Source organism: Paenibacillus sp. FSL L8-0158, assembly GCF_038592965.1.
GTDB classification, from domain to species: domain Bacteria; phylum Bacillota; class Bacilli; order Paenibacillales; family Paenibacillaceae; genus Paenibacillus; species Paenibacillus polymyxa_D.
In genome coordinates this window covers 251071-274869 of record NZ_CP151949.1, presented here as the reverse complement: position 1 = coordinate 274869, position 23799 = coordinate 251071, and the positions used below count along the sequence as shown (strand labels likewise).

The 23799-nt window shown below is 44.9% G+C and carries 17 protein-coding genes; 10 read left to right on the top strand and 7 right to left on the bottom strand.

The features are described from left to right. Positions 1-210 precede the first annotated feature (210 nt). Positions 211-672 carry a hypothetical protein gene (locus tag NSQ68_RS01185; RefSeq protein ID WP_342427707.1) on the top strand — a complete coding sequence of 154 codons (462 nt, stop codon included), beginning with the start codon at positions 211-213 and terminating at the stop codon, positions 670-672. Positions 673-991: 319 nt separating this feature from the next. On the opposite strand, the gene NSQ68_RS01180 is transcribed toward NSQ68_RS01185, so the two are convergent. Continuing rightward, a complete protein-coding gene (locus NSQ68_RS01180; RefSeq protein ID WP_342427706.1) occupies positions 992-1642 on the bottom strand; it encodes a Vat family streptogramin A O-acetyltransferase in 651 nt (216 codons plus the stop codon). A gap of 547 nt (positions 1643-2189) precedes the next feature. Between NSQ68_RS01180 and NSQ68_RS01175 the strand changes: the two genes are divergently transcribed. The 8 genes from NSQ68_RS01175 (at position 2190) to NSQ68_RS01140 (ending at position 13683) form a co-directional block, all read left to right on the top strand. After that, positions 2190-2711, top strand: a complete 522-nt coding sequence (locus tag NSQ68_RS01175) for a ClbS/DfsB family four-helix bundle protein (protein ID WP_342427705.1) — start codon at positions 2190-2192, stop codon at positions 2709-2711. Positions 2712-2786: 75 nt separating this feature from the next. Further along, the gene (udk, locus tag NSQ68_RS01170; RefSeq protein ID WP_307353739.1) at positions 2787-3422 is read left to right on the top strand and encodes a uridine kinase; all 636 of its coding nucleotides are present in this window, start codon (positions 2787-2789) and stop codon (positions 3420-3422) included. Positions 3423-3681: 259 nt separating this feature from the next. After that, positions 3682-5241: a response regulator transcription factor gene (locus NSQ68_RS01165; protein ID WP_307353738.1), complete on the top strand. Its 1560-nt coding sequence runs from the start codon at positions 3682-3684 to the stop codon at positions 5239-5241. A 38-nt stretch (positions 5242-5279) separates the two neighbouring features. Beyond that, complete coding sequence (locus NSQ68_RS01160; protein WP_342427704.1) at positions 5280-7091, top strand: sensor histidine kinase; 1812 nt, start codon at positions 5280-5282, stop codon at positions 7089-7091. A 386-nt stretch (positions 7092-7477) separates the two neighbouring features. Further along, complete coding sequence (locus tag NSQ68_RS01155; protein WP_039274127.1) at positions 7478-8767, top strand: extracellular solute-binding protein; 1290 nt, start codon at positions 7478-7480, stop codon at positions 8765-8767. Between the two features lie 101 nt (positions 8768-8868). Beyond that, positions 8869-9765: a sugar ABC transporter permease gene (locus NSQ68_RS01150; RefSeq protein WP_013308301.1), complete on the top strand. Its 897-nt coding sequence runs from the start codon at positions 8869-8871 to the stop codon at positions 9763-9765. After that, positions 9762-10586, top strand: a complete 825-nt coding sequence (locus NSQ68_RS01145) for a carbohydrate ABC transporter permease (RefSeq protein ID WP_013308300.1) — start codon at positions 9762-9764, stop codon at positions 10584-10586. The genes NSQ68_RS01150 and NSQ68_RS01145 overlap by 4 nt, the downstream gene beginning before the upstream one ends. Positions 10587-10638: 52 nt before the next feature. Further along, positions 10639-13683, top strand: a complete 3045-nt coding sequence (locus NSQ68_RS01140) for a glycoside hydrolase family 2 TIM barrel-domain containing protein (protein WP_342427703.1) — start codon at positions 10639-10641, stop codon at positions 13681-13683. A 123-nt stretch (positions 13684-13806) separates the two neighbouring features. On the opposite strand, the gene NSQ68_RS01135 is transcribed toward NSQ68_RS01140, so the two are convergent. The 4 genes from NSQ68_RS01135 to NSQ68_RS01120 form a co-directional block, all read right to left on the bottom strand. After that, positions 13807-15423, bottom strand: coding sequence for a DUF4179 domain-containing protein (locus NSQ68_RS01135; protein WP_342427702.1), 1617 nt, complete (start codon positions 15421-15423; stop codon positions 13807-13809). Continuing rightward, entirely contained in the window at positions 15407-15925 is a 519-nt protein-coding gene (locus NSQ68_RS01130; RefSeq protein WP_250241890.1) for an RNA polymerase sigma factor, read from the bottom strand. The genes NSQ68_RS01135 and NSQ68_RS01130 overlap by 17 nt, the downstream gene beginning before the upstream one ends. A gap of 246 nt (positions 15926-16171) precedes the next feature. Beyond that, the gene (locus NSQ68_RS01125) at positions 16172-17110 is read right to left on the bottom strand and encodes a DUF1963 domain-containing protein (protein ID WP_342427701.1); all 939 of its coding nucleotides are present in this window, start codon (positions 17108-17110) and stop codon (positions 16172-16174) included. A 153-nt stretch (positions 17111-17263) separates the two neighbouring features. Continuing rightward, positions 17264-18154: an AraC family transcriptional regulator gene (locus NSQ68_RS01120; protein WP_342427700.1), complete on the bottom strand. Its 891-nt coding sequence runs from the start codon at positions 18152-18154 to the stop codon at positions 17264-17266. Positions 18155-18284: 130 nt separating this feature from the next. On the opposite strand from NSQ68_RS01120, the gene NSQ68_RS01115 reads away from it, so the two are divergent. After that, a complete protein-coding gene (locus NSQ68_RS01115) occupies positions 18285-20543 on the top strand; it encodes a beta-L-arabinofuranosidase domain-containing protein (protein ID WP_342427699.1) in 2259 nt (752 codons plus the stop codon). Positions 20544-20857: 314 nt separating this feature from the next. On the opposite strand, the gene NSQ68_RS01110 is transcribed toward NSQ68_RS01115, so the two are convergent. Next, complete coding sequence (locus NSQ68_RS01110) at positions 20858-22006, bottom strand: RDD family protein (RefSeq protein ID WP_342427698.1); 1149 nt, start codon at positions 22004-22006, stop codon at positions 20858-20860. Positions 22007-22330: 324 nt separating this feature from the next. Beyond that, positions 22331-23722 (bottom strand): MATE family efflux transporter, encoded by a 1392-nt coding sequence (locus tag NSQ68_RS01105; RefSeq protein ID WP_039274145.1) that lies wholly within the window; start codon positions 23720-23722, stop codon positions 22331-22333. Positions 23723-23799 lie beyond the last annotated feature (77 nt).

Below are 23799 nucleotides of genomic sequence, written 5' to 3'. Positions count from 1 at the left end.
GTAAACGCGACCAAGCTACAGATAATCGTCCTCTCAGCACCTAAGTGCCCTTTAAATAAACCCAACCTACTCCCTTATAGTAAATTATTCAATCATTGTCGCTTCTAACAACGGTATTGTAACATAGACAAAATTAATATTCCGTTATATTGTGTCTATATATAACTAATAGTATTTAGTTTTTGCATACCAACATTACAGGAGGTAATTATGATGCAATTCAATGAGAATTTAGCAGAAGATTTAGATCATATTTTAAAAGGATGTGAATCTGAAGAAGAATTAAGACATTTACGCAGAATAGCTTGGGGGTTTCTACACAACATTGATAAGCGGATAGGCAAGAAAGTCCCATCTAAAGACAACTCAAGTCTATGTCCCCATTGCCGCAGTAGCAATACTAAGAAACATAGCAATTCCCCGTTGGTTCGATCCTACTGCTTGGATTGTAAGCGAGCTTATCTCACCCATTGGGACACTCCCTCATTTTTTTATAGAAAGCACAATCACCAAACAATATTCAACTATATTTTCTTAATCTATAAGACGGATAAAACAGTTACTCAAATCATTGATGAACTTCGGATTTCAAAAAGTGCGTACTATTCATGGAAAAAAGGACTCATCCCTGTTCATCCTTTCCTTGAACCATTTTTCAAAAAAAGACGCTAAAACCAGCTAACTTCTCAACTACACCTACTTTTTGCGCCAAATTCAAAAAAGCAAAAAAAAAATTAGCAGTATCCCAAACCACACTTTATCGCACTTATATTCATCATTACATTCCTTTATAAGATTTTTTTAACATTTAATACACCCCTATGTATCACTCAAGTTACGTTTATTTTTACCCTTTTTATAATAATGAATTGTAAGTAATTGTTATTTCCACTCCTCAAATTCACAGGGCGGAGTGAACCATTATAAAAAACAAAAAAGCTACCTTGAGCAAAAGGCAGCTTTTATGATTGATAACACACTCCATGAGCTGTCACTCGGCAGCTAGGAGTTGCTTGACTGCATCAGCAGAATTTACGGATACCAGTTGATCCATATAGCGAAATAGCTTCTCCTCTTCCCAGTCCCACCACTTGAGCTTAAGTAGTAATGTGATCGTTTCTTGGTCAAAACGGGGTCTAATTACTTTCGCCGGATTGCCGCCAACAATTGTATAAGGCTCCACATCTTTGACGACAGTAGAGTTCGATGCGACAATGGCGCCGTCTCCTATTGTAATTCCTGGCATTATAGTTACGGACTGACCGAGCCAGACATCATTGCCGATGATTGTATCTCCTTTAAAAGGTAGTTGTTCCAGACTGGGGGTTACCTTTTCCCAACCGCCGCCAAAGATATTAAATGGGTAGGTCGTTAACCCGTCCATACGGTGATTGGCACCGTTCATGATAAAGGTGATTCCCTCTGCAATGGCGCAGAATTTTCCGATTTTCAGCTTATCACCGAGAAACTCATAGTGGTGCTGAATATGGTCATAAAAAAGCTCTGCTGGATGGCTATTGTCGCTGTAATAAGTATAGTCGCCAATCTCGACATTCGGTCGAGCTGGTAGATTCTGAATATAACAGACGCTGGTTACATCTTGAATGGGGTGAAGTTTGTGTTTGTCTGGGGCAAAGGACATTTGGGTTCCTCCTAATGGGTGAGCTTAAAAGTTTCATATGGTGCCACTACGCAGTTGGATGGTGCTTCCTACCGCCACCGCCCCCGGATTTCTTGAATAAGTTATATTAGGGTAGAAATCCGGGGACAAAAGCGACCGCTTCGCTTGTACAGCACCATTCCATCTACTCCGTTTTCATGTATGTTCCAGTTCAACTTATATAGTAAGTTTGACCCACGCACTCATGTAGAGTGCGACAGCGAAAATTGGTCATATTAGACCTACTTCGTTATTATTTTAGCTTAAAATAGTATTCATAACATCCTAATTGGGATAGAATATTCCATCTATGTTCACATTCCATTCATATTCGACAAGTATTCGACAAGATCCGAGGTGCAAAGGACCCGGGGTTTTCATGGGAGCTTCACATTCGCACCAAAATAAAACACGCCGCACGCTGTTTAAAACTAAAAAGATATTTTTGAATAAGACATACAGTTGTCATATTGGGAATGGTACATATAAAGGGGTGAGTAACATCCACATCATTTAAAGGAGCGATGAGATGTCCAGCTACGACTACGCCTCCAAATCGGAGTTAAAGGAAGCCATTCATGCCTCCTACTTACGATTTGACGGTGAGTTCCAGGAGATTGACGAGAACCAAAAGGATATTCGTATCCCCGAAGTAGATAAAACACCCGCGGAAATGATCGCCTACCAGCTCGGATGGCTTCATCTTGTCATGACATGGGACAGGGACGAACGGGAAGGAAAAACCGTCACCATGCCCGCCCCCAATTATAAATGGAACAGACTAGGCGAACTATATCAATCATTTTACAAGACCTACTCCCACCAATCTTTACGTGAATTACGCGAAATGTTCAAGTTGACTGAGCAAAAGTGGCTGGATTGGATCGACACACTTAGCCATGAAGAGCTCTTCACTCAAGGCGTTCACAACTGGACGGGTACTAATCCGAACTGGCCCATGGCAAGATGGATTCACATCAACTCGGTGGCACCGTTTAAAACATTCAGAGCCAAGATACGGAAATGGAAGAAATACAAAGTTCAACAGTGATGAAAAAAAGTGTGCATTGTGCTACAATACTTGAGTTGTATCGGGATACATTTAGGGAAGGGTAAGTGAAACGCCATGCTTATTATTGGTATTGCCGGCGGTACAGGTTCCGGTAAATCGACGGTAGCACGCGCCGTCGTTGAGCGTCTGGGATCTAATAAAGTGACTTTCATATCTCAGGATAACTATTATAAAGACCATTCACATCTGAGCTATGATGAACGTGCTTTGGTCAATTATGATCATCCGTTTGCCTTTGACAACGAACTGCTTATTGAGCATCTCCAATGTCTGAAAGACGGACAAGCGACACAAGCACCCGTGTATGACTTTACGGTTCATGCCCGCTCCACGGACGAGACGGTAGAGCTTCTGCCAAATCATATCGTTATGTTGGAGGGTCTGCACGTGCTGTCAGACGAAAAGCTCCGCAGCCTGCTTGACATCAAAGTATTTGTGGATACTGACCCTGATGTGCGTATTCTCCGTCGGGTTCTTCGCGATATTGAGGAACGCGGCCGCACCATCCATTCGATCCACGATCACTATTTGACTACGGTTAAGCCGATGCATGAGGCATTTATTGAGCCTTCCAAGAAATACGCTGACCTGATCCTTCCTGAGGGAGGACACAATGAGGTTGGCATTCAACTGCTGTCTATTTTGACTGAAAAATATTTGGCAGGAGATCGGACTTGGGGTACTGTATAAGGTAATCCCAGTTGTTTAAGGCTGTCGAGGTTTTCTCGGCTGCCTTTTTTGTGTTTTATATGCCATTTGGACTAATTTTTTTTGGAATCCCCGTGTGGTTTATGTTAGCATGTAAAGGTTAAATGCTTTAGATTCAAGCTAAGTTGGAAGCGTTATCAAATATGTGCCTCAGATGATATGACGTCCACGTGATGGAGGTCTTTTTTGAATCAGGATTTTTGCAAATCCTCGAATAGGTATAATTACGGAGAGTGCTGCCATGAATGAGCTATGCAACATTTTGATTGTGGATGATGAGATATTGGTACGGCAAGGAATTAAACACCATTTATCGTGGGAACAGTATGGATTTCGAATTGTAGGTGAGGCTTCTAACGGGAAAGAAGCCTTGGAGCTGATTGAAACTGTGCATCCTCATATTGTCATTACAGATATCGTAATGCCGATCATGGATGGCGAGGAGCTGACGCGCATAGTCAGACAGAATTATCCAGATATCGAAGTCATCGTGCTTAGCAGTTACGGTGAATTTAATTACGTGCGATCCACCTTTCAACAAGGGGTTGCTGACTATATTTTAAAGCCCAAGCTGGACACGGATGAGCTACTCCAAGTTCTCCAGAGAACCGCTCGCAAAATTCCATCCATTCAATATCAGGCGGATGCTGGGAATAGGCAAATTACGATAGATCATGTGATCGAAAAGCTGATCTCCGGGTATAGCATGGACTATGACGCCGAGTTGTTGAAGCAAGCATTTCCTTATACTCGTTTTGCGCTCATAGGCGTGGAACAGTCAGCACCTCAGAATAAAGGACGCTCTATCTCTGCCTCGGACCTATTTTCCAAGCTTACAGATCGAGTATCCTCTGCCTGTGAGCGCATCGTACAGCGACAACTGCCGTCTGATGTCTATGCGGCTGTGTTTTTAGCCAATCTCGATCCACGGGAAGTAGACGCCTGGATGGCTGCGGTTAGGGAAGTTGCACAGGAGACAAAGCGGGTCGATCCACAGACAGGCTGGGCAGTTAGCCATTTATTTGATGACTTTAATCAGATTAGTGACGTCTATCAGGATGAACTGCCAAAACTGCTGAGTTACCGCTTTTATTTCCCAGGAACAGCGCTGCTCATAGAAGACGAACTTCCTCAGCCTGTACAGGTGAACAGCTCGTTCAACTTAAAACAGTTTACAGAAGAGATGAAGCGTGAGCATTTTGATACAGCTTTTCAGGATTTGAGATCCTATGTAGCCGCCATGTCTGGCAACTATACCTCTACCGCTTTTGAATTCAAATCGCTTCTCGGAAATATCGTGTTCAACATTACGATTTTGCTCGGGAACCAGGGGTATGATATGAAGGAGCTGGATGCGGCGAAATATTCCTACTTCAAAACAATTAATGATGCCCCTCATGTACATGAAGCCGTACGCCTTCTGGAGACTTTTTTGGAGGAAGCGAACAGACAGATCATGGCTAAAACACAGCAAGGAAGTAGTGCAAGCATGAAGAAACTGCTGGAGTACATTGAGGAGCATCATGCCGAAACACTCAATTTGACGACACTTGGGCAATATTTTCACTTTAACCCTTCCTACTTGTCCAGTTATTTTACGGCACACCATACAGAAGGTTTTAGCGAGTATCTGAACAAAATTCGGGTTGAAAAAGCCGCGGAGTTACTACGGTCGGGGACGATGTCCATTTCGGATATTAGCAGCACAGTAGGCTATTCGGACCCCAGCTATTTTACCAAAGTGTTCAAAAAAGTGAAGGGTTACTCGCCCAGTCAGTACCGCCGGGAGCATCTCTATTAGAGAGTAAGCCACATCTGCCAGCAGAAAAGAGATTGAATATGAAAAGATATATCCATAAAATCAAATATCAAGGTCTGTTCTTCAAAATCTTTATTGTTATGGTGGTCAGCATCACTGCGGTGTCCTTGCTGACCTCTTTGGTGACGATTCGGATGTCTGAACGACTTTTTGCTGAGACATTCAGTATTACAAATGCCAAGGTACTCAGCCAGATTCAATCCAGCTTTGAATCCTTCAATGATTCTATCGTGAATGCCGTAACCCATGCTTCGGAAAATGGAACGGTCAAGAACTATCTGACTGGCGGTCAATCTGACTCGATTAACTCGGCGAGGATTTACTTCGGAATGGCACAGCAAATGAAGCAAATTAAATCGAACGTCGATGCCTATGATGTCGGTGTCGCTGTAACAGGTCTGAACGGCCGGAGCTTTTACTCCGACTCGTCCTATTGGCCTGTAACTGCGGAAGAGCTTAAAAGCAGTGCGATTACAGCCCAAAGTGTAGCACGACCGGCACAGCTTATGTATCAATTGGATACTGAATTATTTCAGCAACAAATGAGTAACACCACGCAAAAGCCAACACCCTATATCATTGCCTCCAAACCATTTATGGAGCGGACCAGCGGCACCCTGTACGGCATGATCTACATCGCTATCCGGGAACCGGAATTTCGCCGTTTCTACAACAATTTCACGAGCAACGGCAATGATGTGCTTATTTTGGACAAGTCGGGACTGATTGTATCGAGCAACCGTCAGGACCTGATCGGACAACGCTCCAGTGAGCTGCTAGGCTATGCCACAAAAATCAATGAACAGGGACTTAACTACATTAATGCCGATGTGATGAATAAGGAGAGTATCCTCCTTTCCAACTATATCCCTTCATTTGATTTTTATCTGGTGAACATGATCGACAGACAAGCCGCGATTGGGCAAATTATTGACGTTAAATCCGTTGTATGGATCTGCATCGCCATCGTACTGATTGCTTTGGTGATCGTTTTTCTGATATCCCGCCGACTGATTCGTTCGCTGACTCGACTTGTGAAGCAAATGTCGACCATACGCGAGAAAAATTTTGATAATTATATCCCGGTAACGGGCAGCTATGAGGTTAGACAATTAAGTCATGCCTACAATTACATGCTGGATGAACTAAATGACTATATCCGTAAGCTTTTAGAGACGCAAAAGGGTCAACGGAACGCAGAGCTTGCTGCACTACAACGGCAGATCAATCCGCATTTTCTGTACAATACACTGGCTTCGATCAAAATGCTGGTACTCAAAGGAAACAAGGAAACAGCCGCCGAGACGATCAATGCGCTCATTTCCTTACTGCAAAATACAATCAGCAATGTGAGTGAAACGATCACCATCGAGCAGGAAATGGCCAACATGCAAAATTATGTGTTCATTAACCATGTGCGCTACGGGCAGCGGGTACAAGTGAATTATTTTGTATCACCCGATTGTCTGGAGTACCATGTGCCCAAGCTCATCATTCAGCCTTTTATCGAAAACTCTTTTTTCCATGCGTTTAATGAAAAAAATGTAGGGCACATCTATATATTGGTGTCCAAAACGGAGGATACATTGATCTGTGAGGTGGTCGATGATGGGGACGGTATGGATTTGGACGGGCATACGGCGCAAGACGGACTGCCGAATCCCAAGAGCAAGCGCCAACTGTTCACAGGCATCGGCATCCAGAATGTGCACAACCGCATTAACCTTTTATATGGAGAAGAATACGGCGTGACCATCTCCAGTAAAAAAGGCGAGGGCACCAAAGTAAGAATGACGCTGCCACTGATCGTGAGATCAAACGACTCCAAATAGATGTACACAAAGCGCCACTACGCGGTCGGATGGTGCTTCCCATCGCTGTTGTACCCAGATTTCTTTAGTCAAGTTATAAAGGTTGAAATCCGGGTACAAAGGCGACCGCTACGCTTGTACAGCACCATTCCGCCCACTCCGTTCTTGTTCCACCTTCTTTGTCTTTAGTTCATGATCATAAAAAAATACCTAAATCAAAAGAAAATACTAATGTAAGCGGTACCTTTTTTGATAAATCATAATAATAAGACCAATCCGTATAAAGATATTCCTAACACCGACAAAGTATGGATGGTACACTAGATTTACAAACAAGGTAACCGCTTTCATTCGAGAGGTTTAGAACTAGCACGCAACATATAAAAAAAGAGTAGGGGTTGAACAAAATGAAAAAAATGACTTTCCTTCTGCTGATTGCAAGCTTGATCTTGCTATCCGCATGCTCCAGCAATTCCGAGAAAGCAGCTACTACAACAGATTCTGGCAAAAAAGAAATCACCGTCTGGGCTTGGGACCCGAACTTTAATATCGCAGCCCTGAAGCTGGCAAAAGATCGTTATGTTGCCAAACATCCAGATGTAACCGTAAACATTGTTGAATATGCTCAAAACGATATCGTACAAAAAATGAATGCCGGTCTTAACTCCGGATCTACCAAAGGATTGCCGAACGTGGTTCTGATCGAGGATTATCGGGCACAGAACTTCCTGCAAGCCTATCCCGATTCTTTCCATGATATGAGCAGCACGATCAAAGCATCCGACTTCGCTGATTATAAAATCGGACCGACTAGCTACAACGGCAAGCAGTATGGTGTTCCATTCGACTCCGGTGTTATGGGGCTGTATGTAAGAACGGATTATCTGGAACAAGCCGGCTACAAAGTAGCAGACCTGACCAATATTGATTGGGACAAATTTATTGAAATTGGTAAAGCCGTAAAACAAAAAACAGGCAAAGAAATGCTGACTCAAGATCCGAATGACCTCGGTCTGATCCGTGGTATGATCCAAACTGCAGGTTCATGGTACCTGAAAGAAGATGGTAAAACACCAAACCTGGCTGGTAATCCAGCTCTGAAAGAAGCGCTCTTGACGTACAAATCCTTGTTCGACGCCAACATTGTTAAAATGAATGCCGACTGGAGTCAGTTCTTGGCTGCATTCAACAGCGGTGCAGTTGCTTCCGTACCTACAGGTAACTGGATTACACCTTCGATCAAAGCTGAAGCTTCACAATCGGGTAAATGGGCCGTTGTTCCTTTCCCTAAGCTGAAAAATATACCTGAATCCGTGAATGCTTCCAGCCTCGGCGGCAGCTCCTGGTATGTCCTCAACTCGGACGGTCAAGATACCGCTGCTGATTTCTTGAAAGAGACATTCGGAACAGATCCAGAACTGTATCAAGATATGCTGAGCAAAATTGGAATTGTCGGTTCATTGAACGCAGCTTCCAGCGGTAAAGCTTATGACGTGGAAGATCCGTACTTCGGAGGCGACAAAGTATACAAGAAATTTGCAGAATGGACTAAACAAGTTCCAAAAGTCAATTATGGCCTGCACACGTATGCCATTGAGGATATCATGACCGTTGAAATTCAAAACTATCTGAACGGAAAAGATGTAGACGCAGTTCTGAAAGATGCCCAAGGACAGGCAGAAGCACAGCTTAAATAAGACAGTCCATCTAGCCAAGGCTAAACAATAAAACGATAAGCACTTAAAACCTTGGGCTTGCGAGTTCAAGGTTTTATTGCTGCACAGGGAGTTGACATGGTATGAAGACAGCCGCGCCCAAAATAACTACAACACGTCTCAAAGCAGGTATGACAGGATGGTTGTTCATATCCATCGCAGTGATCATGATTGCCGCTTTTTATTTCTATCCGATGATTCAGGCGCTTATCTTGTCCTTTAAGACAGGTACAGGGTCTAATCTGAGCTTTAACGGCATTGATAACTACAAGCGATTGTTTACCGACAAAATGTTTATAACCGCCGTGAAGAATACGTTTATCTATTTAATTTTCCAGGTACCTTTGATGGTCATTCTGGCTCTGTTCATTTCGGTATTGTTGAATGATAAAAACCTGAAATTCAAGGGCTTTTTCCGCACAGCTATCTTCTTGCCGTGTATCACATCCCTTGTAGCCTATTCGGTTGTCTTCAAGTACCTGTTCTCGTCCGACGGCCTGGTAAACTCCTTATTGCTGAATCTACACGTGATTGGCACGCCCATCCAATGGATTACAGATCCTTTCTGGGCCAAGGTTACGATTATTATCGCGATCACATGGCGCTGGACTGGTTATAATATGATCTTTTACCTGTCCGGTCTTCAGAACATCGACAGTTCCATCTACGAAGCGGCCCGTATTGACGGAGCTTCCCCGATCCGACAGTTTTTCAGCATTACGGTTCCACTGCTTAAACCGATTATCCTGTTCACTTCGATTACATCAACGATTGGTACACTCCAACTCTTCGATGAAATTATGAATATTACCAAAGGTGGGCCAGGGAACGCGACATCTTCAATTTCGCAATATATTTACAATCTGTCCTTCAAGTATTCATCCGACTTTGGTTATGCGGCGACCGTATCTTATTCCATCGTCATTATGATCATTATCTTGTCGATTATCCAGTTCAAAGTGGCAGGTGAGAAAAAATGATGAAAACAAAAAGAGCATTTACGTACGCCTTTCTGATCCTTGTGTCGTTCGTTTCGATTTTCCCGTTCCTCTGGATGCTATCCAGCGCCACGAACCTGTCAGTTGATGTGACCAAAGGCAAGCTTCTGCCTGGCTCCCATCTGATGGATAACATGCACAATTTGCTTGAAAAAGTAGACATCGTTACCGCACTAAGTAACTCTGCAAAAGTCTCCATCTCGACTACATTGCTGGCTATGTTAATCGCATCACTGGCTGGTTATGGCTTTGAAATTTACAGAAGTAAAGCGAAAGACGTTGTCTTCAATATCCTGCTGATGTCTATGATGATTCCGTTTGCAGCGATCATGATCCCGCTCTACCGGATGTTCGGCAGTATTTCTAATGTTATACCGTGGATCGGTATTGATACGCTCTCTTCCGTTGTCATTCCGACCGTAACTACGGCGTTCCTGATCTTCTTTTTCCGTCAAAGCACCAAGATGTTTCCCAAGGATCTACTGGAAGCAGGTCGTATGGATGGATTGTCCGAGCTGGGTCTGTTCTTCCGGGTATACATGCCTACGATGAAAACAACCTATGCTGCTGCCGCGATTATTACGTTCATGTCCAGCTGGAACAACTACCTCTGGCCTCTGATTGTACTGCAAACGCCAGAAAATCAAACCATCCCGCTGTTGATCTCGAACCTCGGCTCCAGCTATGCACCGGACTACGGTGTTATTATGATTGCCATTGTCCTGTCCACATTGCCGACTGCGCTGGTATTCTTCCTGATGCAGAAGCACTTTGTCGCAGGTATGGTCGGCTCGGTAAAATAACAGATTTCTGTGTACGTTCTTCATTTCATTTTAAAAATAAGGAGTGTTCGCCTTGACCATCCATACCCCTAGTCTGGACTGGCTGACCGACGTAACCAAATTTGCTGTACATCGGCTGCCCGCCTATTCCGATCACAAATATTACGCTACGCTTCAGGAAGCGGAGCAGCAAGCTGATATGGCTTGGCGTCATAGCCTGAATGGGAGCTGGAAGTTTAACTATGCAACGAATCCAGCCAGCCGTCCGGTAGAGTTCTATGCCCCTGGCTTTGAGTATGGCGGCTGGAGCGATATTCAGGTGCCGGGTCACATTCAGACGCAAGGCTTTGGCCAAATGCAGTACGTGAATACGATGTATCCGTGGGACGGACATTCGGACGTTCGCCCACCCCACATTCCGGAAGATCACAATCCAGTCGGGAGCTATATCAAAAGCTTTGTTTTGCCGGAAAATATGGCTTCCGACGCGCAGCCTGTGTTCATTTCTTTCCAAGGCGTCGAGTCGGCTTTCTATGTATGGCTGAACGGACAATTTGTCGGTTACAGCGAGGATAGCTTTACACCGTCTGATTTTGAACTGACACCGTTCCTGCAAGCAGGCGAAAACAAGCTGGCGGTAGAGGTATATCAAAGAAGTACGGGGGCGTGGCTGGAGGATCAGGACTTTTGGCGTTTTTCCGGTATTTTCAGAGACGTATACCTCTATACCATTCCTACACTTCACGTACGTGACCTGCATGCCAAGGCAGATCTGGATGCTTCCTACACGCAGGGCCTTCTGGAACTGAAATTGACCTTGGAAAAGCCGGCAACGGCCTATGCAACTGTCGATGTGAAAGATGCTACCGGTCATGTTATAGCTTCTTTGAAAGCTGACTTTACTGATGGCTCAGCTTCGCTGTCAGCCACCTTGGAGCAAGTGCAGCGCTGGAGCGCGGAGAAACCCTATTTGTACACGTTGTTTATTCAAATTTATGATGCCAGTGGATCGCTCGTGGAAGTCATTCCACAAAAAATTGGCTTCCGTAAATTTGAGCTGATCAACAAGGTCATGCATTTGAATGGCAAACGCATCGTCTTCAAAGGTGTGAACCGCCATGAATTTAACGCTCGCACCGGACGTGCGATTTCCCGTGAAGATATGCTGTGGGATATTCGGACGCTCAAGCAGAACAATATGAACGCTGTTCGTACCTCTCATTATCCAAACCAGACTCTGTGGTATGAGCTATGCGATGAGTACGGGGTCTATGTAATTGATGAAATGAACTTGGAAACACACGGTTCCTGGCAAAAACTTGGCGCCGTCGAGCCATCGTGGAATATTCCTGCCAATCTGCCTGAGTGGCAAGATATCATCATGGATCGCGCCATTTCCATGCTGGAACGAGACAAAAACCATGCGTCCATTCTGATCTGGTCCTGCGGCAATGAGTCGTATGCAGGTGAAGTGCTGCGCAATGTCGCCAACTATTTCAGGTCCACCGATCCAAGCCGGCTGGTGCACTACGAAGGCGTGTTTCACAACCGTACGTACGATGATACCAGCGATATGGAGAGCCGGATGTACGCCAAACCCGCAGATATCGAGCAATATCTGAACGACAATCCGCAAAAACCGTATATCAGTTGCGAATACATGCATGCGATGGGCAATTCCGTAGGCGGCATGCACAAGTATACAGAGCTGGAGAACAAATATGAGCTGTATCAGGGCGGTTTTATCTGGGATTATATTGATCAGGCTGTTATGAAAAAAGATCGCTACGGACGCGAATACCTCGCGATTGGCGGCGACTTTGACGACCGTGCCACAGACTATGGCTTCTGTACGGACGGAATTGTCTACGCAGATCGGAAGGTTTCACCGAAGATGCAGGAGGTCAAATTTCTGTATCAAAATTTGAAGCTCACCCCGGATCGCAGCGGTGTAACCCTGCGCAATGAAAACCTGTTCGAGGGAACAGGCGACTATGAGCTAGTATGCAGCCTACTGCATGAAGGCCAAGAAATCGCACGTAATGCCATTCATGTAGATGTGGCAGCTCAGACCGAGGCGTATATTCCACTGACGTTCCCAAGCACAGACGGAAAGCCTGGGGAATATGTCATTCACACAGCGCTTGTTTTAAAAGAAGCGACGATTTGGGCCGACGCTGAGCATGAAGTGGCCTTCGGACAGCATATTTTCATCGTGGAAGATCCAAATCCACTGAAGATCCCTACAGGTGGAGCCCTACGAGTGGTGCATGGCGATGTTAACATTGGCGTTCACGGTGCAGATTTCAGTATCATGTTCTCCAAAGGAGCAGGTAGCCTGACTTCACTTCGCTACGCCGGACGTGAGATGATCGCTACGCCTCCTGCTCCATTGTTCTGGCGGGCGACCACAGACAATGATCGGGGAACCGCACTGGGCTTTGAAGCCGGTGGCTGGTTCGCTGCAAGTCTGACACGTAAATGCGTGGGCATCGAGGTCACGGAAGAGCAGACAGACCGTGTAACTGTTGCATTCCGCTACACCCTAAGCATTCATGCCGACGTAAAGATAACGGTAGCCTACACTGTCTTGGCCGATGGCAGTCTGAACGTAAAATCCACCTATGAAGGTGTATCGGGGCTGCCTAACCTGCCGATCTTTGCCCTTTCGTTCAAGGTTCCAGCGGACTACCGTCATCTGGACTGGTATGCGATGGGACCGGATGAGAATTACATCGACCGGGCCTTCGGTGCTAGACTTGGCGTATTCCGGAACGAAGCTGCGGATAACGTGTCCGGGTATGTCGTGCCACAGGAATCCGGCAATCGTACAGGTGTGCGCCGTGTCGATATTACTGACGATTCCCAGCGAGGTATTCGCATTACTGCACCTGCTACCGCACCAGTGGAATGCAACATTTCGCCGTATACAGCCTTTGAGCTGGAAAATGCCTACCATCTGTATGAGCTGCCCAACGTGTACTACACCGTTGTCACCGTAGCTGGCAAGCAAATGGGCGTAGGCGGCGACGATAGCTGGGGAGCCCCGGTACATGAAGAATACCAAATTACAGCCGATCAAAAGCTGGAATTTGAATTTACCGTGCAGCGGATATAAATATACTCCCTGCATAGACAAGTATATATAACAAGAGCCCTTCCGCTGCTTCCCTCATGAGAAGCTAAAGCTGGAAGGGCTTTTGTATTTACGTATCTGCAGAATAGACAGCGCTGGCCATATCTATTTCAAAATAACTTCAATATCACGTCCAGGATCGCTGTACTTGTATATGCCAGGATTTAGTTCTAATTTTCCGTCTAATTCAATGTCTTTGTAACGGTCAACATTAACTCCTGTGGATACCATACCCTTCGCAATGATCTCAGGCACTACTTCTTTGCCGTTAATTCGCATCGTTGTTTGGTTGACACCTTTGAAGCCAGGGGAACCGGATTTCGATTCGACAATCAAATCTTTTCCCTCTTTATAGTATGTGAAATCAATTTGATAACCGTCCACATTAAGCCCAGCGAACTGTTTTTCATCTTTAGGTTTATGAAGAGTGATCCAATTCTTAGACGTATCACGTTTCTCGATGACAGCATCTTTCAATATAAGTTTCATTGGAACATCAGACCAGTCCTTATACCACTCTGGGGATTCAAATTGATATAAGTGTTGATAATTTTCAGGACCAGCCCCTTTAAGATTCCATCCTCCGTTAATTTTTTTATCACCTATAACCAACTGAGCTGTTTTATAATGAACATTTCCTTTTTTAAGTGAATCACGCTCTGTTATTAGAATTTCAATATCCAAGGGGGTAACAATCAGTTGGTCTAAGGTAGTGCCTGTATTTTCTTGGAATTCGGCACTGGTATGCAGCTTCTTGGAATAAATCGCTTCACTTGCTTTTTTTCCATCCGCTTCAAACTCGAACTTCCAAGTACCTTCAATTCTTTTTGCTTCCTCAATGTAACAAAAATGAAGATTTGCCTTTTTCCAATCTTGTGCAGTCATGTTGAATACCTGCTCAATATGCAAGTCTGGGCTGTCGCTAGGTAGAATGGTTGGGATTGCGTCTATCTCTTTGTCGCCCACTTTCATTACCAAATGCGGGTTCCCACGTCCTAAATCGGATGGAGCTGCAGCAACTCTATAGCGGACAACCGTCTTGTTGTTGGCTTGTCGAACGGATTCTATATAAATGTTAGGATACTGCTTGGTCCCGGTAACGAGGGTATCCCCGGCTTGATGATCCGTCTTTAAAGGAATATCCTGATTACGATAAAAAATGAGATTCTGTGCCTCAAGTGTGTAATCTTTTTTACGATCCTTTAAAGTATCAACAGTTTCATAAATGCCAAGGAGTTTCTGGCTTTTAGGATCGTAATTTAAATATCCATGTGCTCGTTCCTTGGTATCAGAATTGCTAGTTACCATAGTTTTCTCTAAAGCAAACCCAATATAACTGGTTGGATCGGTTCCTGGATCTAGGGAAATAAGCATTTTCATTTTTTCGCCATCCGTTACAACACCATTCAAATTCATCGTAATACCTGCACTGGATGCCTTTAGGTCATACCGCTGGCCAATACCATTATTTAATGCATTAGTTACACTACGTCCGCCTATTTTATCCCAATTGATAGTCACACTAGCGAATACAGGGATGGCAACGAGCAGAAAACAGGAGAATACGATACTCGAAGGAACAATTTTTGCTCTATGCGTAGGTGCTTCCTGTGACTGTTGCAGAGTTGCTTTTCGTTTGGTTGCTTCCTGTTCTATATTTACCCACATTGCATCATATTCAGGTTGAGGAATGTTCTGTTCTTTTTCAAAATATCGACTCACTGCTACTCATCTCCTTTACTTGGGATACCACCATTTTTTTTAGCAGTTTAAGCCCCCGATTTAATCTGGATTTTGCTGTTCCTTCGGGTATATTTATGACTCTAGAGATCTCCGGCACAGTCAATTCGTTTACATAACGAAGGACCACGACCATTCGAATTTTATCTGGAAGCTTGTTATATAGCTTGTGTAGCTCTGTCTTCGTTTCTTGATGATATAAGCTCTCTTCCACCGGATTAAATGAATGAGGGCGTGACAATAAAAAAGTTCGTATTTCCTTCATCAGCCCAGTTTTCCGCCTTCTAAGCACATTGCTGCACTCATTTGAAGCAATTCGTAAAATCCATGATTTGAGATCTTGTACTTTGGACCTGTCGGCCAAGAGTGCTTTGACAAACACTTCCTGGCAAACATCTTCTGCATCTGCTTGATTTTGCATTAGATAATAACAAAAATAATATATCTGTTCCTTATATAGCTCAAACAGCTCTCGATCAGTCATATACGTGCACCTCCCTTGTTGTGGTCTCATCTATTAAGACTAATAATGGAGTACAATCGTTCATTTACATCGAAAAAAGGCAGCCCTATATAGGACCACCTATTATTGATCGTTCGATTTCCGACACTCGGGCAAAACAAACCTACTGTGCCACATGCTCAAATTCATTGCTTTTATCAATCAAAAAACCGCCCTGCTCTAACCGCTATCATTTGCCCTAAATCAGCATGAGTCTGCCGCAACTAGCTAGCTCGTAGCCAGATTGACATACGTTCGCGTGAAATCAAGGTTCTTCAAGTCCCTTTGATCTATAAAAAACTCCAAATACCCCGCGTCCCACCAGCACATACCAACCTCGTCCAAAGAAGAGACCGAGAGCAGAACATGCCAATTTTCCGAAGCCTGATCGTGCTTTTCCCGATTCGTTTGATATTCTTGTAGCTGAGGCAGCACTTCGGATCGTAAATGCTCCGCATAATCCGTACTTCCCCTATGCATAGCTTGCTCGATTTCCTTATGAATCTGACTCCCACTCTTATGCCAGTTAAACAGAAGACCCTCCAGCCCGTTTCGGCGTAGATAAGCATCCCGCCGGGTGTTCCCGGCAAAAGATTGATGCTGACCCCACACCGTGTCACTTTGTTCACATACAAGCTCATACAGCTCTTCGTACTGATCTACAAGAATATCTCCTAGCTCACCCTCCGACCGAATGGTAATAATCGGCTGAAAGGAAATCGCATAGGCGGTGAAATCTCGTTGCTCCGCCGAAACCTCTACGCACCCAGCGGGCGGTAATGTTTTCTGCAAAGCGCTGCTGTCACCGTTATAGTAAAAGACTTTATGGTCAATATCATAAGCTGGCTCATCCAGCCCAAGAAAAAAGTATAGTATACCCTGATGAGGCATTCCCTCAAATGGTGAAAAAGGTAACTCGCTTAGATTGATTTGAGCTATAAAAGTGTAATATCCTCCGTCCGAATTACATGGCCACTCTATCGTGGGTGGCAGATCTGGATAGCCGGCGATCCGGCTATTTCCAACGTGTTCATAGTTTTCCTCATGCTCCACATGAAATTGTATAGCAGCTTGAGCTTCCTGATGAATCTCTTCTTTTAAATCTTCATCCAGTGAATACCCTTCCAGTATTCGAGTCAGTTCATCCTTTAATGGTGGTTGTAGCATCTCGCTCGCCCCTTTTTCATCAAGTAATAACATAGCCTGCAACCATTTAAACCCTTCCCTCAGATTACCATATTAAGTGACTCCGTCAATTCACCAAATACTGCACCAGTTGCTCCCTATAGACGGTGACACCCAACTTTTAGCGGAAATGCACTAGACATTGTTCATAAATGTTTTGTGATAGGCATTCCGGTATTGGGAAGGAGTCATATAGACTCTCTTTTTGAACAAACGCATAAAATACTTCTCATCGGTATATCCTGCCTCTTCGGCAACCTGCTTAATGCTCATATCTGTACGGGAAATCAACTCTTTGGCTTTGTTGATACGAATACTGTGAACGAACTCCAAGGGACGCATGCCTGTATTTTGCTTGAACAAACGAGAGATATAATCCTTGTTGTAATTGAATTTTCGTGCTAAATCCGTCACGGTCAACGGTTCTTCAGCATGAATACGGGTCCACTCAATAATTTTGTTAAAACTCACATTCCCCTGTGAATGGGGATTGGAAAGCAAGCGGCTAAGCGCCAGTTCTGATATCTCGATCAGCAGCGAGGTGAACAAATAATTGGCACTGTGATACGTAAGATAATGTGAGTTGGCTACATGCAAAATCTGATTGACGATAATATGAATCCGGTCCCCGTTGTCTGCCTGTACACATTGCGGCAAATAGATATCACGCATCACACCATGACGCTGCAAAAGCCCATCCATAGCACTTGTTTCCTGCTTCATTTCCTCATTAGATAATACATTCGGGGTCGTGGGAACATCGAAATGAAACCAATAAAATTTCACGCCTGGCAACGATTCCCGGTATCCTTTATGCGTACGACCGGGGTAAAGCAGTAGAATGTCTCCCTCGCCTACTTCAAAATCTTCCCGTTCCTCCCGTATATATACCGTCTCTTGGACACCCAGGATCAGCTCGAAATTCTCAATGGAACGACTCATATGCTTCCAAGGCACCTCGTTAACAAACTCGCCTGCCGAGATCAGTTGGATCGGAGCATCTACATTTACTTTTAGATAAGTCATGTTATCGCCTCTTTAGATTCATGTTCGGATTTGTCCACCCATTGTATGGTTAAGCTACTGACATACCACGATTCCAATGCTAATGTAGAGGAAAAATATACACTTTCATCTTAGCTAAGGAGCGATGATTTTGAAAGCTAAAGCTTTTGACTTGCATAAAGTAAGAATTGATTCCGGCCCACTTTACCATGCGATGGAACTGAACACGGCCTATCTGCTGAGTTTGGAACCCGACCGTTTATTATCGCGCTTTCGTGAATATGCGGGACTGGAGCCCAAAGCGGCTCACTATGAAGGCTGGGAAGCGCGTGGCATCAGCGGACATACGCTCGGTCACTACCTGTCCGGCTGTGCACTGATGTTTGCCTCCACAGGCGACGAAAGGCTGTTGGAACGCGTGAACTATGTAGTCGACGAACTGGAAATATGCCAAAACAGTCATGGAAACGGATACATTTCCGGCATTCCACGTGGGAAAGAGATTTTTGAGGAAGTAAAAGCCGGAGATATCCGCTCCCAGGGCTTTGATCTGAACGGCGGTTGGGTGCCGCTATATACCATGCATAAACTTTTTGCGGGCTTGCGTGATGCACATCTGCTGGCGCATCATCCCAAGGCCCTGTCTATAGAAATCAAACTCGGCAACTGGCTGGAGGATGTACTTCAAGGGCTGGACGATGATCAGGTGCAGCAGGTGCTGCATTGCGAGTTTGGCGGTATGAACGAGGTACTGACGGATCTGGCGGAACATTCAGGAGAAGAACGCTTTTTGAGTCTGGCGGAACGCTTTTATCACGGAGAGGTGTTAAATGATCTCGCAGATAGCCAAGATACGTTGGCAGGGCGACATGCCAATACGCAAATTCCCAAAATTATTGGCGCTGCGCGGCAATTTGAAATGACGGGCAAACCGCAATATGCGGATCTCTCCCGCTTTTTCTGGGATCGGGTGGTTCACAAGCATTCCTACGTGATCGGTGGCAACAGTTATAATGAACATTTTGGTGAACCCGGGAAGCTGAATGACCGTTTGGGCGAAGGAACCTGTGAAACTTGTAACACCTACAATATGCTGAAATTAACAAGACATATGTTCGAGTGGGACGCCTATGCAGCCTATGCCGACTACTATGAACGAGCGATGTTCAATCATATTCTAGCTTCACAGCAGCCTGTAGATGGACGTGTGTGCTATTTTGTTTCGCTGGAAATGGGAGGACACAAGTCCTTTAATTCTCAATATGAGGATTTCACATGCTGTGTCGGGTCCGGTATGGAAAGTCACTCCATGTACGGCACTGCAATTTATTTTCACACGCCAGAAGCGATCTATGTCAATCAATATGTCCCTTCTACTGTGACATGGGATGAGATGGGCGTACAGCTCAAACAAGACACTCTCTTTCCGCAAAATGGACAGGGAACGCTGCGCGTCATCAGCAAGCAGCCCAAATCCTTCGCAATCAAGCTAAGATGCCCGCACTGGGCGGAGCAAGGGATGACGATTACAATTAACGGGGAAGAGTATACCGCAGAGACTTGTCCTACCAGCTACGTTGTAATTGAACGGGAATGGAAGGATGGAGATACGGTCGAGTACGGCATTCCTATGACCGTGAGAGTCGAGGAAATGCCGGATAATCCGCACCGGATTGCTTTTATGTATGGTCCACTTGTGCTGGCTGGGGATCTTGGCCCTGTCGTGCAGGAGTCCAACGAAGAGCGTCTGCTTGCGTCTGTTCTGATCGGATCGGCCGACTCATTAACAACGAAGCTGATCGCTGACGGGAACGAGCCCAATACATTCCATATGACCGACTTAGGCTATATCGGAGACTTGCAGCTTCGTCCTTTTTATCAGATGTATGATCGTTCATATACCGTCTATTGGGATCTCTTTTCCAAGGAGGAATGGGCAGCAACCGAGGCAGAATATCGTACCGCGTTAGCGTATCAGCTAGAGCTGGAACGACTTACAGTGGATGTTGTGCAGCCTGCCGAAATGCAGCCTGAACGGGATCATGCCTTTACTGGAGAGCATGTAAGCCTGGGGTCCATCTATAACCGCAAGTATCGCGATACCTGGCCTGGGGGCTGGTTTTCTTTTGTCATGAAGGTACTTCCGGATGAGCCTGTCCAATTGGCGGTCACTTATTTGAAGGACTTGAGCCGTCCCCATAGTGACTTTGACATCACTGCGGATGGTCAGATTTTAGGGGGAGGCAAGCTGGAGTCTGAGGAAATGAATAAATTCGAAACGTTCGTCTATGAGCTTCCTCTATCTTTGAGGAACCACAAGAATGAAGTTACGATTCAATTCAAAGCCCATCCACAAGGCAAGGTGGCGAAAGTGGCGGGATTGCGCGTGATCAGACATTCTATTGTATGATCACATTATCTATATAAATCTACTATAGCGCCACTACGCAGTCGGATGGGGCTTCCCATCGCCATCCCCCGGATTTCTGGAATAAAACCCTTCATCCGTGGAAATCCGGGGGTGGTGATGCTTTCAAAGCTTTCCTACGGAAAGCTTTGAAAGCGACCGCTTCGCTTGTACAGCACCATTCCGCCTACTCCGTTTTAATTGTTCATTTTTTAAAGTAAGCTTATATAACAACAAGCAGACGCTCCTATAAGCTGTCTGCTTGTTCCGCTTAACGCCTTATAACTTCGAATCATCGTTATTGCTCCATGTTCACTTCACAGCATGTTCATTTCGCGGAAACTGTCTCTAATCTTGCGTAGCTCTTGCTGTGCCCTGCTGTATCGGGAAGCATATGTCCAAGCAAGCACTTGATGATAATGCGAAGGTGTTTCAATCGTGGTCACGTTATACATGGCCAGATTCCCGTCTATTTCTCCTTTTAGGGTGAATTCAATGGCTGGGTATCCGTTCACCACCATATCTGAAGCGGTCCCCAATTCAGGGTCGGTAATCCCTGACACCAAATGATCCTCAATGATTCCTTTATATTCTTGAAGAGTCATACTGCTGTCAAAATCGCTTTTCGGTTCAGACAATACAATCAGATATCTTTCAGTAAATTCATTTTTAATGGAGATGTCCGCATCCTCATTAATCATATTATCTCGTGACCAGTTCCACGGAGCCGTAACCGCAAACTGGCTATCCTTACTGGTAAATACCTCAGGCTTCACGATTTGAGTAATGAGCGTAGAAATTAAAGATACAGCAAAGACAATTGAAATGATCGTCATCAGGATGATAGCTCCTGCAAAAATCCCGGTTTTCTTTCTACCCGCCTTTCCCAAATCCCTTACCTTAACCACATATGTATTCGCAGCCATATCTCCAATCCGTTGTTTCCGTGGTGTCACCAGCACACATATACCGGCGGGCAGCCCCATGAAAAGTAGCGGATTCGTATCCACCAGATGTATGAGAGTGCGGATCAAGGATTTAACCATGCCTGGCGGTCTTCCTTCTCCATTCACAACCTGAATACGAAGTACAAACTTGCCCAGCGTATAGCCTGTAAGTCCTTCCAGTAACAAATAATAGCAGAAGGAGCCAATCAGGAAGAGCATCACTACCATGCCCATATTTGGGGTTTCCGCTTCAGCTACTTTTTCCGCTGTAAAATATACCAGCCCTCCGTACCCAAAGACGATAAGAATGCAGTCAATTATCCAAGCCGCCCATCTTCTGAAAAAAATAGAGGCTCCGTATGTTTCTGATAATACTGCCATCTTATCCGGTTCTCGTCGATGGTAGCTGCCATTCGGCGCATATTGTCCCGGAGCTACTGTAGATGGATTGTTCGATAAATTATGTTCTTCCAAATGATACACCCCTGATGTCAATTTAATCCCAGTTAAGTATAGCATCCTTTTTCACCCAGCGGAGCAAGCCTGACAGTGCACTGGAGTAAACCGAATCCCGCCGATGAACAAACCACACCTCTAATTTGCGATATTTTTCAGGTAAACGATGAGAAGCAAAACTCGCCCATGGCGTTAATCATGCATTCGACAGCCAATTTCCTCTACAAGACACAGCACAAGCCTTCCACCGTATGCAGCAGGGAGCACAGTTAGGCAATATAGGCATCAGGATGGAGTAAGGGGTCTGAACGAAGTATAGAAATAGAAAAAAATCCACTACCGTAAAATGCCTTCATCCAGAAGTCAATTTTATGGTAGTGGACCTATTCAGTCGATTAAACGATGCTGGACCCATTTGTTGCCGCGGAAGCGCCAAAGGAAAACGATCCCCCGCACGCCCCATTCAATATCCATTGCCAGCCAGACACCAACAATCCCCAGGTTGAACACAATGCCCAAAATATACCCGAGCACCACCCGGCACAACCACATAGACAGCATTGAGGTGAGGGACGTAAATTTTGAATCACCTGCTGCCCTTAACGCAGAGGGTGTAATAAAGGCAATGGACCAGAGCGGAATCTGAGCCAACGTATTAATCAGTATGACAACAAAAATGTCATCTACGATTTCGGCAGGCGGATGAAACAGCCCCACCATCGGCTCAAACAAAGGCATCAGAATGAGGCCCATAACAATAAACGAACAGGACGACAGCCAGATAAACGATTTGGTAAACTTGCGGGCATCCTCGACATTTCGACGCCCCATGCATTGACCGACCACGGTCACAATCGTAAGAGCCAAAGCATTCGCAGGGATTTGGAACACGTTAGCTAGGGATGAGCAAATGGCATTCGTCGCCAACGCATTGGTTCCCAGACTCACAATGAAAATTTGGGTTAAAATTTTGCCCCCATTGAAAAACATCTGCTCCGCTGCAAAGGGAAGCCCGATAAACAAAATCTTTTTAAGCATGGCCAGATTAAAATAAAGCATATCTCTAAGCTGAACACGCAAGTCATCATCTACCCTGACCAAATAGATCAGCGCGCACACTGCTCCTGCATATCTGGACACATTGACGGCAATCGTCATACCCAGTACACCCATATCCAATACATTAATGAATACCACATTGAGGAGCACGTACGAGAGGTTCATGATGAGCGAAAGAGCCAGCGATGCCCTCGTCTTCCCAATTCCCCTCAGCGCCCCACACACTGCCTCAACGATTGCAATTCCCACAAAAGACATACAGCTTCCCAGCAGATATACCTTACCGTTAGCTAATACATCAGGCGAGGCAGAACCAAACAGAACACTTAAAATCGGATTGTACAACACGATCATAAACAAACTGATACATAAAGCCAGCAAGGAAACGGAGGAAATGGTGCCAGATGCGGCTTTAGAGACCATAAGGTCGTTACCGCTCCCCTTATACTGTGCCACGACAACCGTTCCCCCGGTAGACACTGCGACAAACACATTAATCAGAAAAATATTCAAAGAATCGATCATATTTACAGCACTGACTGCCGCCATCCCTGACGAGCTAATCATTGCCGTGTTCACCAAATTAAGACCCACGATAAAAGCCTGATCAATCAGAAGCGGGATAAACAGCGCAATAATCTGTCGATAATCAATAGACTCTCCTGAAAAATGCTTATTCAGAAAGCCATGTGTTCTCATCCTTACACTCAGTTGACTCATATCATCACATTCTTTTTATTAAATTGAAAAAAACCCTTCAACAGAAGAGCCTTCATGGCGAAAAAATGTATAAAGTT

What these genes read in the sequence shown, in the direction of transcription:
- NSQ68_RS01185 (WP_342427707.1), top strand. Translation starts at nt 211, where the DNA reads ATGATGCAATTCAATGAGAATTTAGCAGAAGATTTAGATCATATTTTA.
- NSQ68_RS01180 (WP_342427706.1), bottom strand. Translation starts at nt 1,642, where the DNA reads ATGTCCTTTGCCCCAGACAAACACAAACTTCACCCCATTCAAGATGTA.
- NSQ68_RS01175 (WP_342427705.1), top strand. Translation starts at nt 2,190, where the DNA reads ATGTCCAGCTACGACTACGCCTCCAAATCGGAGTTAAAGGAAGCCATT.
- udk (WP_307353739.1), top strand. Translation starts at nt 2,787, where the DNA reads ATGCTTATTATTGGTATTGCCGGCGGTACAGGTTCCGGTAAATCGACG.
- NSQ68_RS01165 (WP_307353738.1), top strand. Translation starts at nt 3,682, where the DNA reads ATGAATGAGCTATGCAACATTTTGATTGTGGATGATGAGATATTGGTA.
- NSQ68_RS01160 (WP_342427704.1), top strand. Translation starts at nt 5,280, where the DNA reads ATGAAAAGATATATCCATAAAATCAAATATCAAGGTCTGTTCTTCAAA.
- NSQ68_RS01155 (WP_039274127.1), top strand. Translation starts at nt 7,478, where the DNA reads ATGAAAAAAATGACTTTCCTTCTGCTGATTGCAAGCTTGATCTTGCTA.
- NSQ68_RS01150 (WP_013308301.1), top strand. Translation starts at nt 8,869, where the DNA reads ATGAAGACAGCCGCGCCCAAAATAACTACAACACGTCTCAAAGCAGGT.
- NSQ68_RS01145 (WP_013308300.1), top strand. Translation starts at nt 9,762, where the DNA reads ATGATGAAAACAAAAAGAGCATTTACGTACGCCTTTCTGATCCTTGTG.
- NSQ68_RS01130 (WP_250241890.1), bottom strand. Translation starts at nt 15,925, where the DNA reads ATGACTGATCGAGAGCTGTTTGAGCTATATAAGGAACAGATATATTAT.
- NSQ68_RS01125 (WP_342427701.1), bottom strand. Translation starts at nt 17,110, where the DNA reads ATGCTACAACCACCATTAAAGGATGAACTGACTCGAATACTGGAAGGG.
- NSQ68_RS01120 (WP_342427700.1), bottom strand. Translation starts at nt 18,154, where the DNA reads ATGACTTATCTAAAAGTAAATGTAGATGCTCCGATCCAACTGATCTCG.
- NSQ68_RS01110 (WP_342427698.1), bottom strand. Translation starts at nt 22,006, where the DNA reads ATGCTATACTTAACTGGGATTAAATTGACATCAGGGGTGTATCATTTG.
- NSQ68_RS01105 (WP_039274145.1), bottom strand. Translation starts at nt 23,722, where the DNA reads ATGAGTCAACTGAGTGTAAGGATGAGAACACATGGCTTTCTGAATAAG.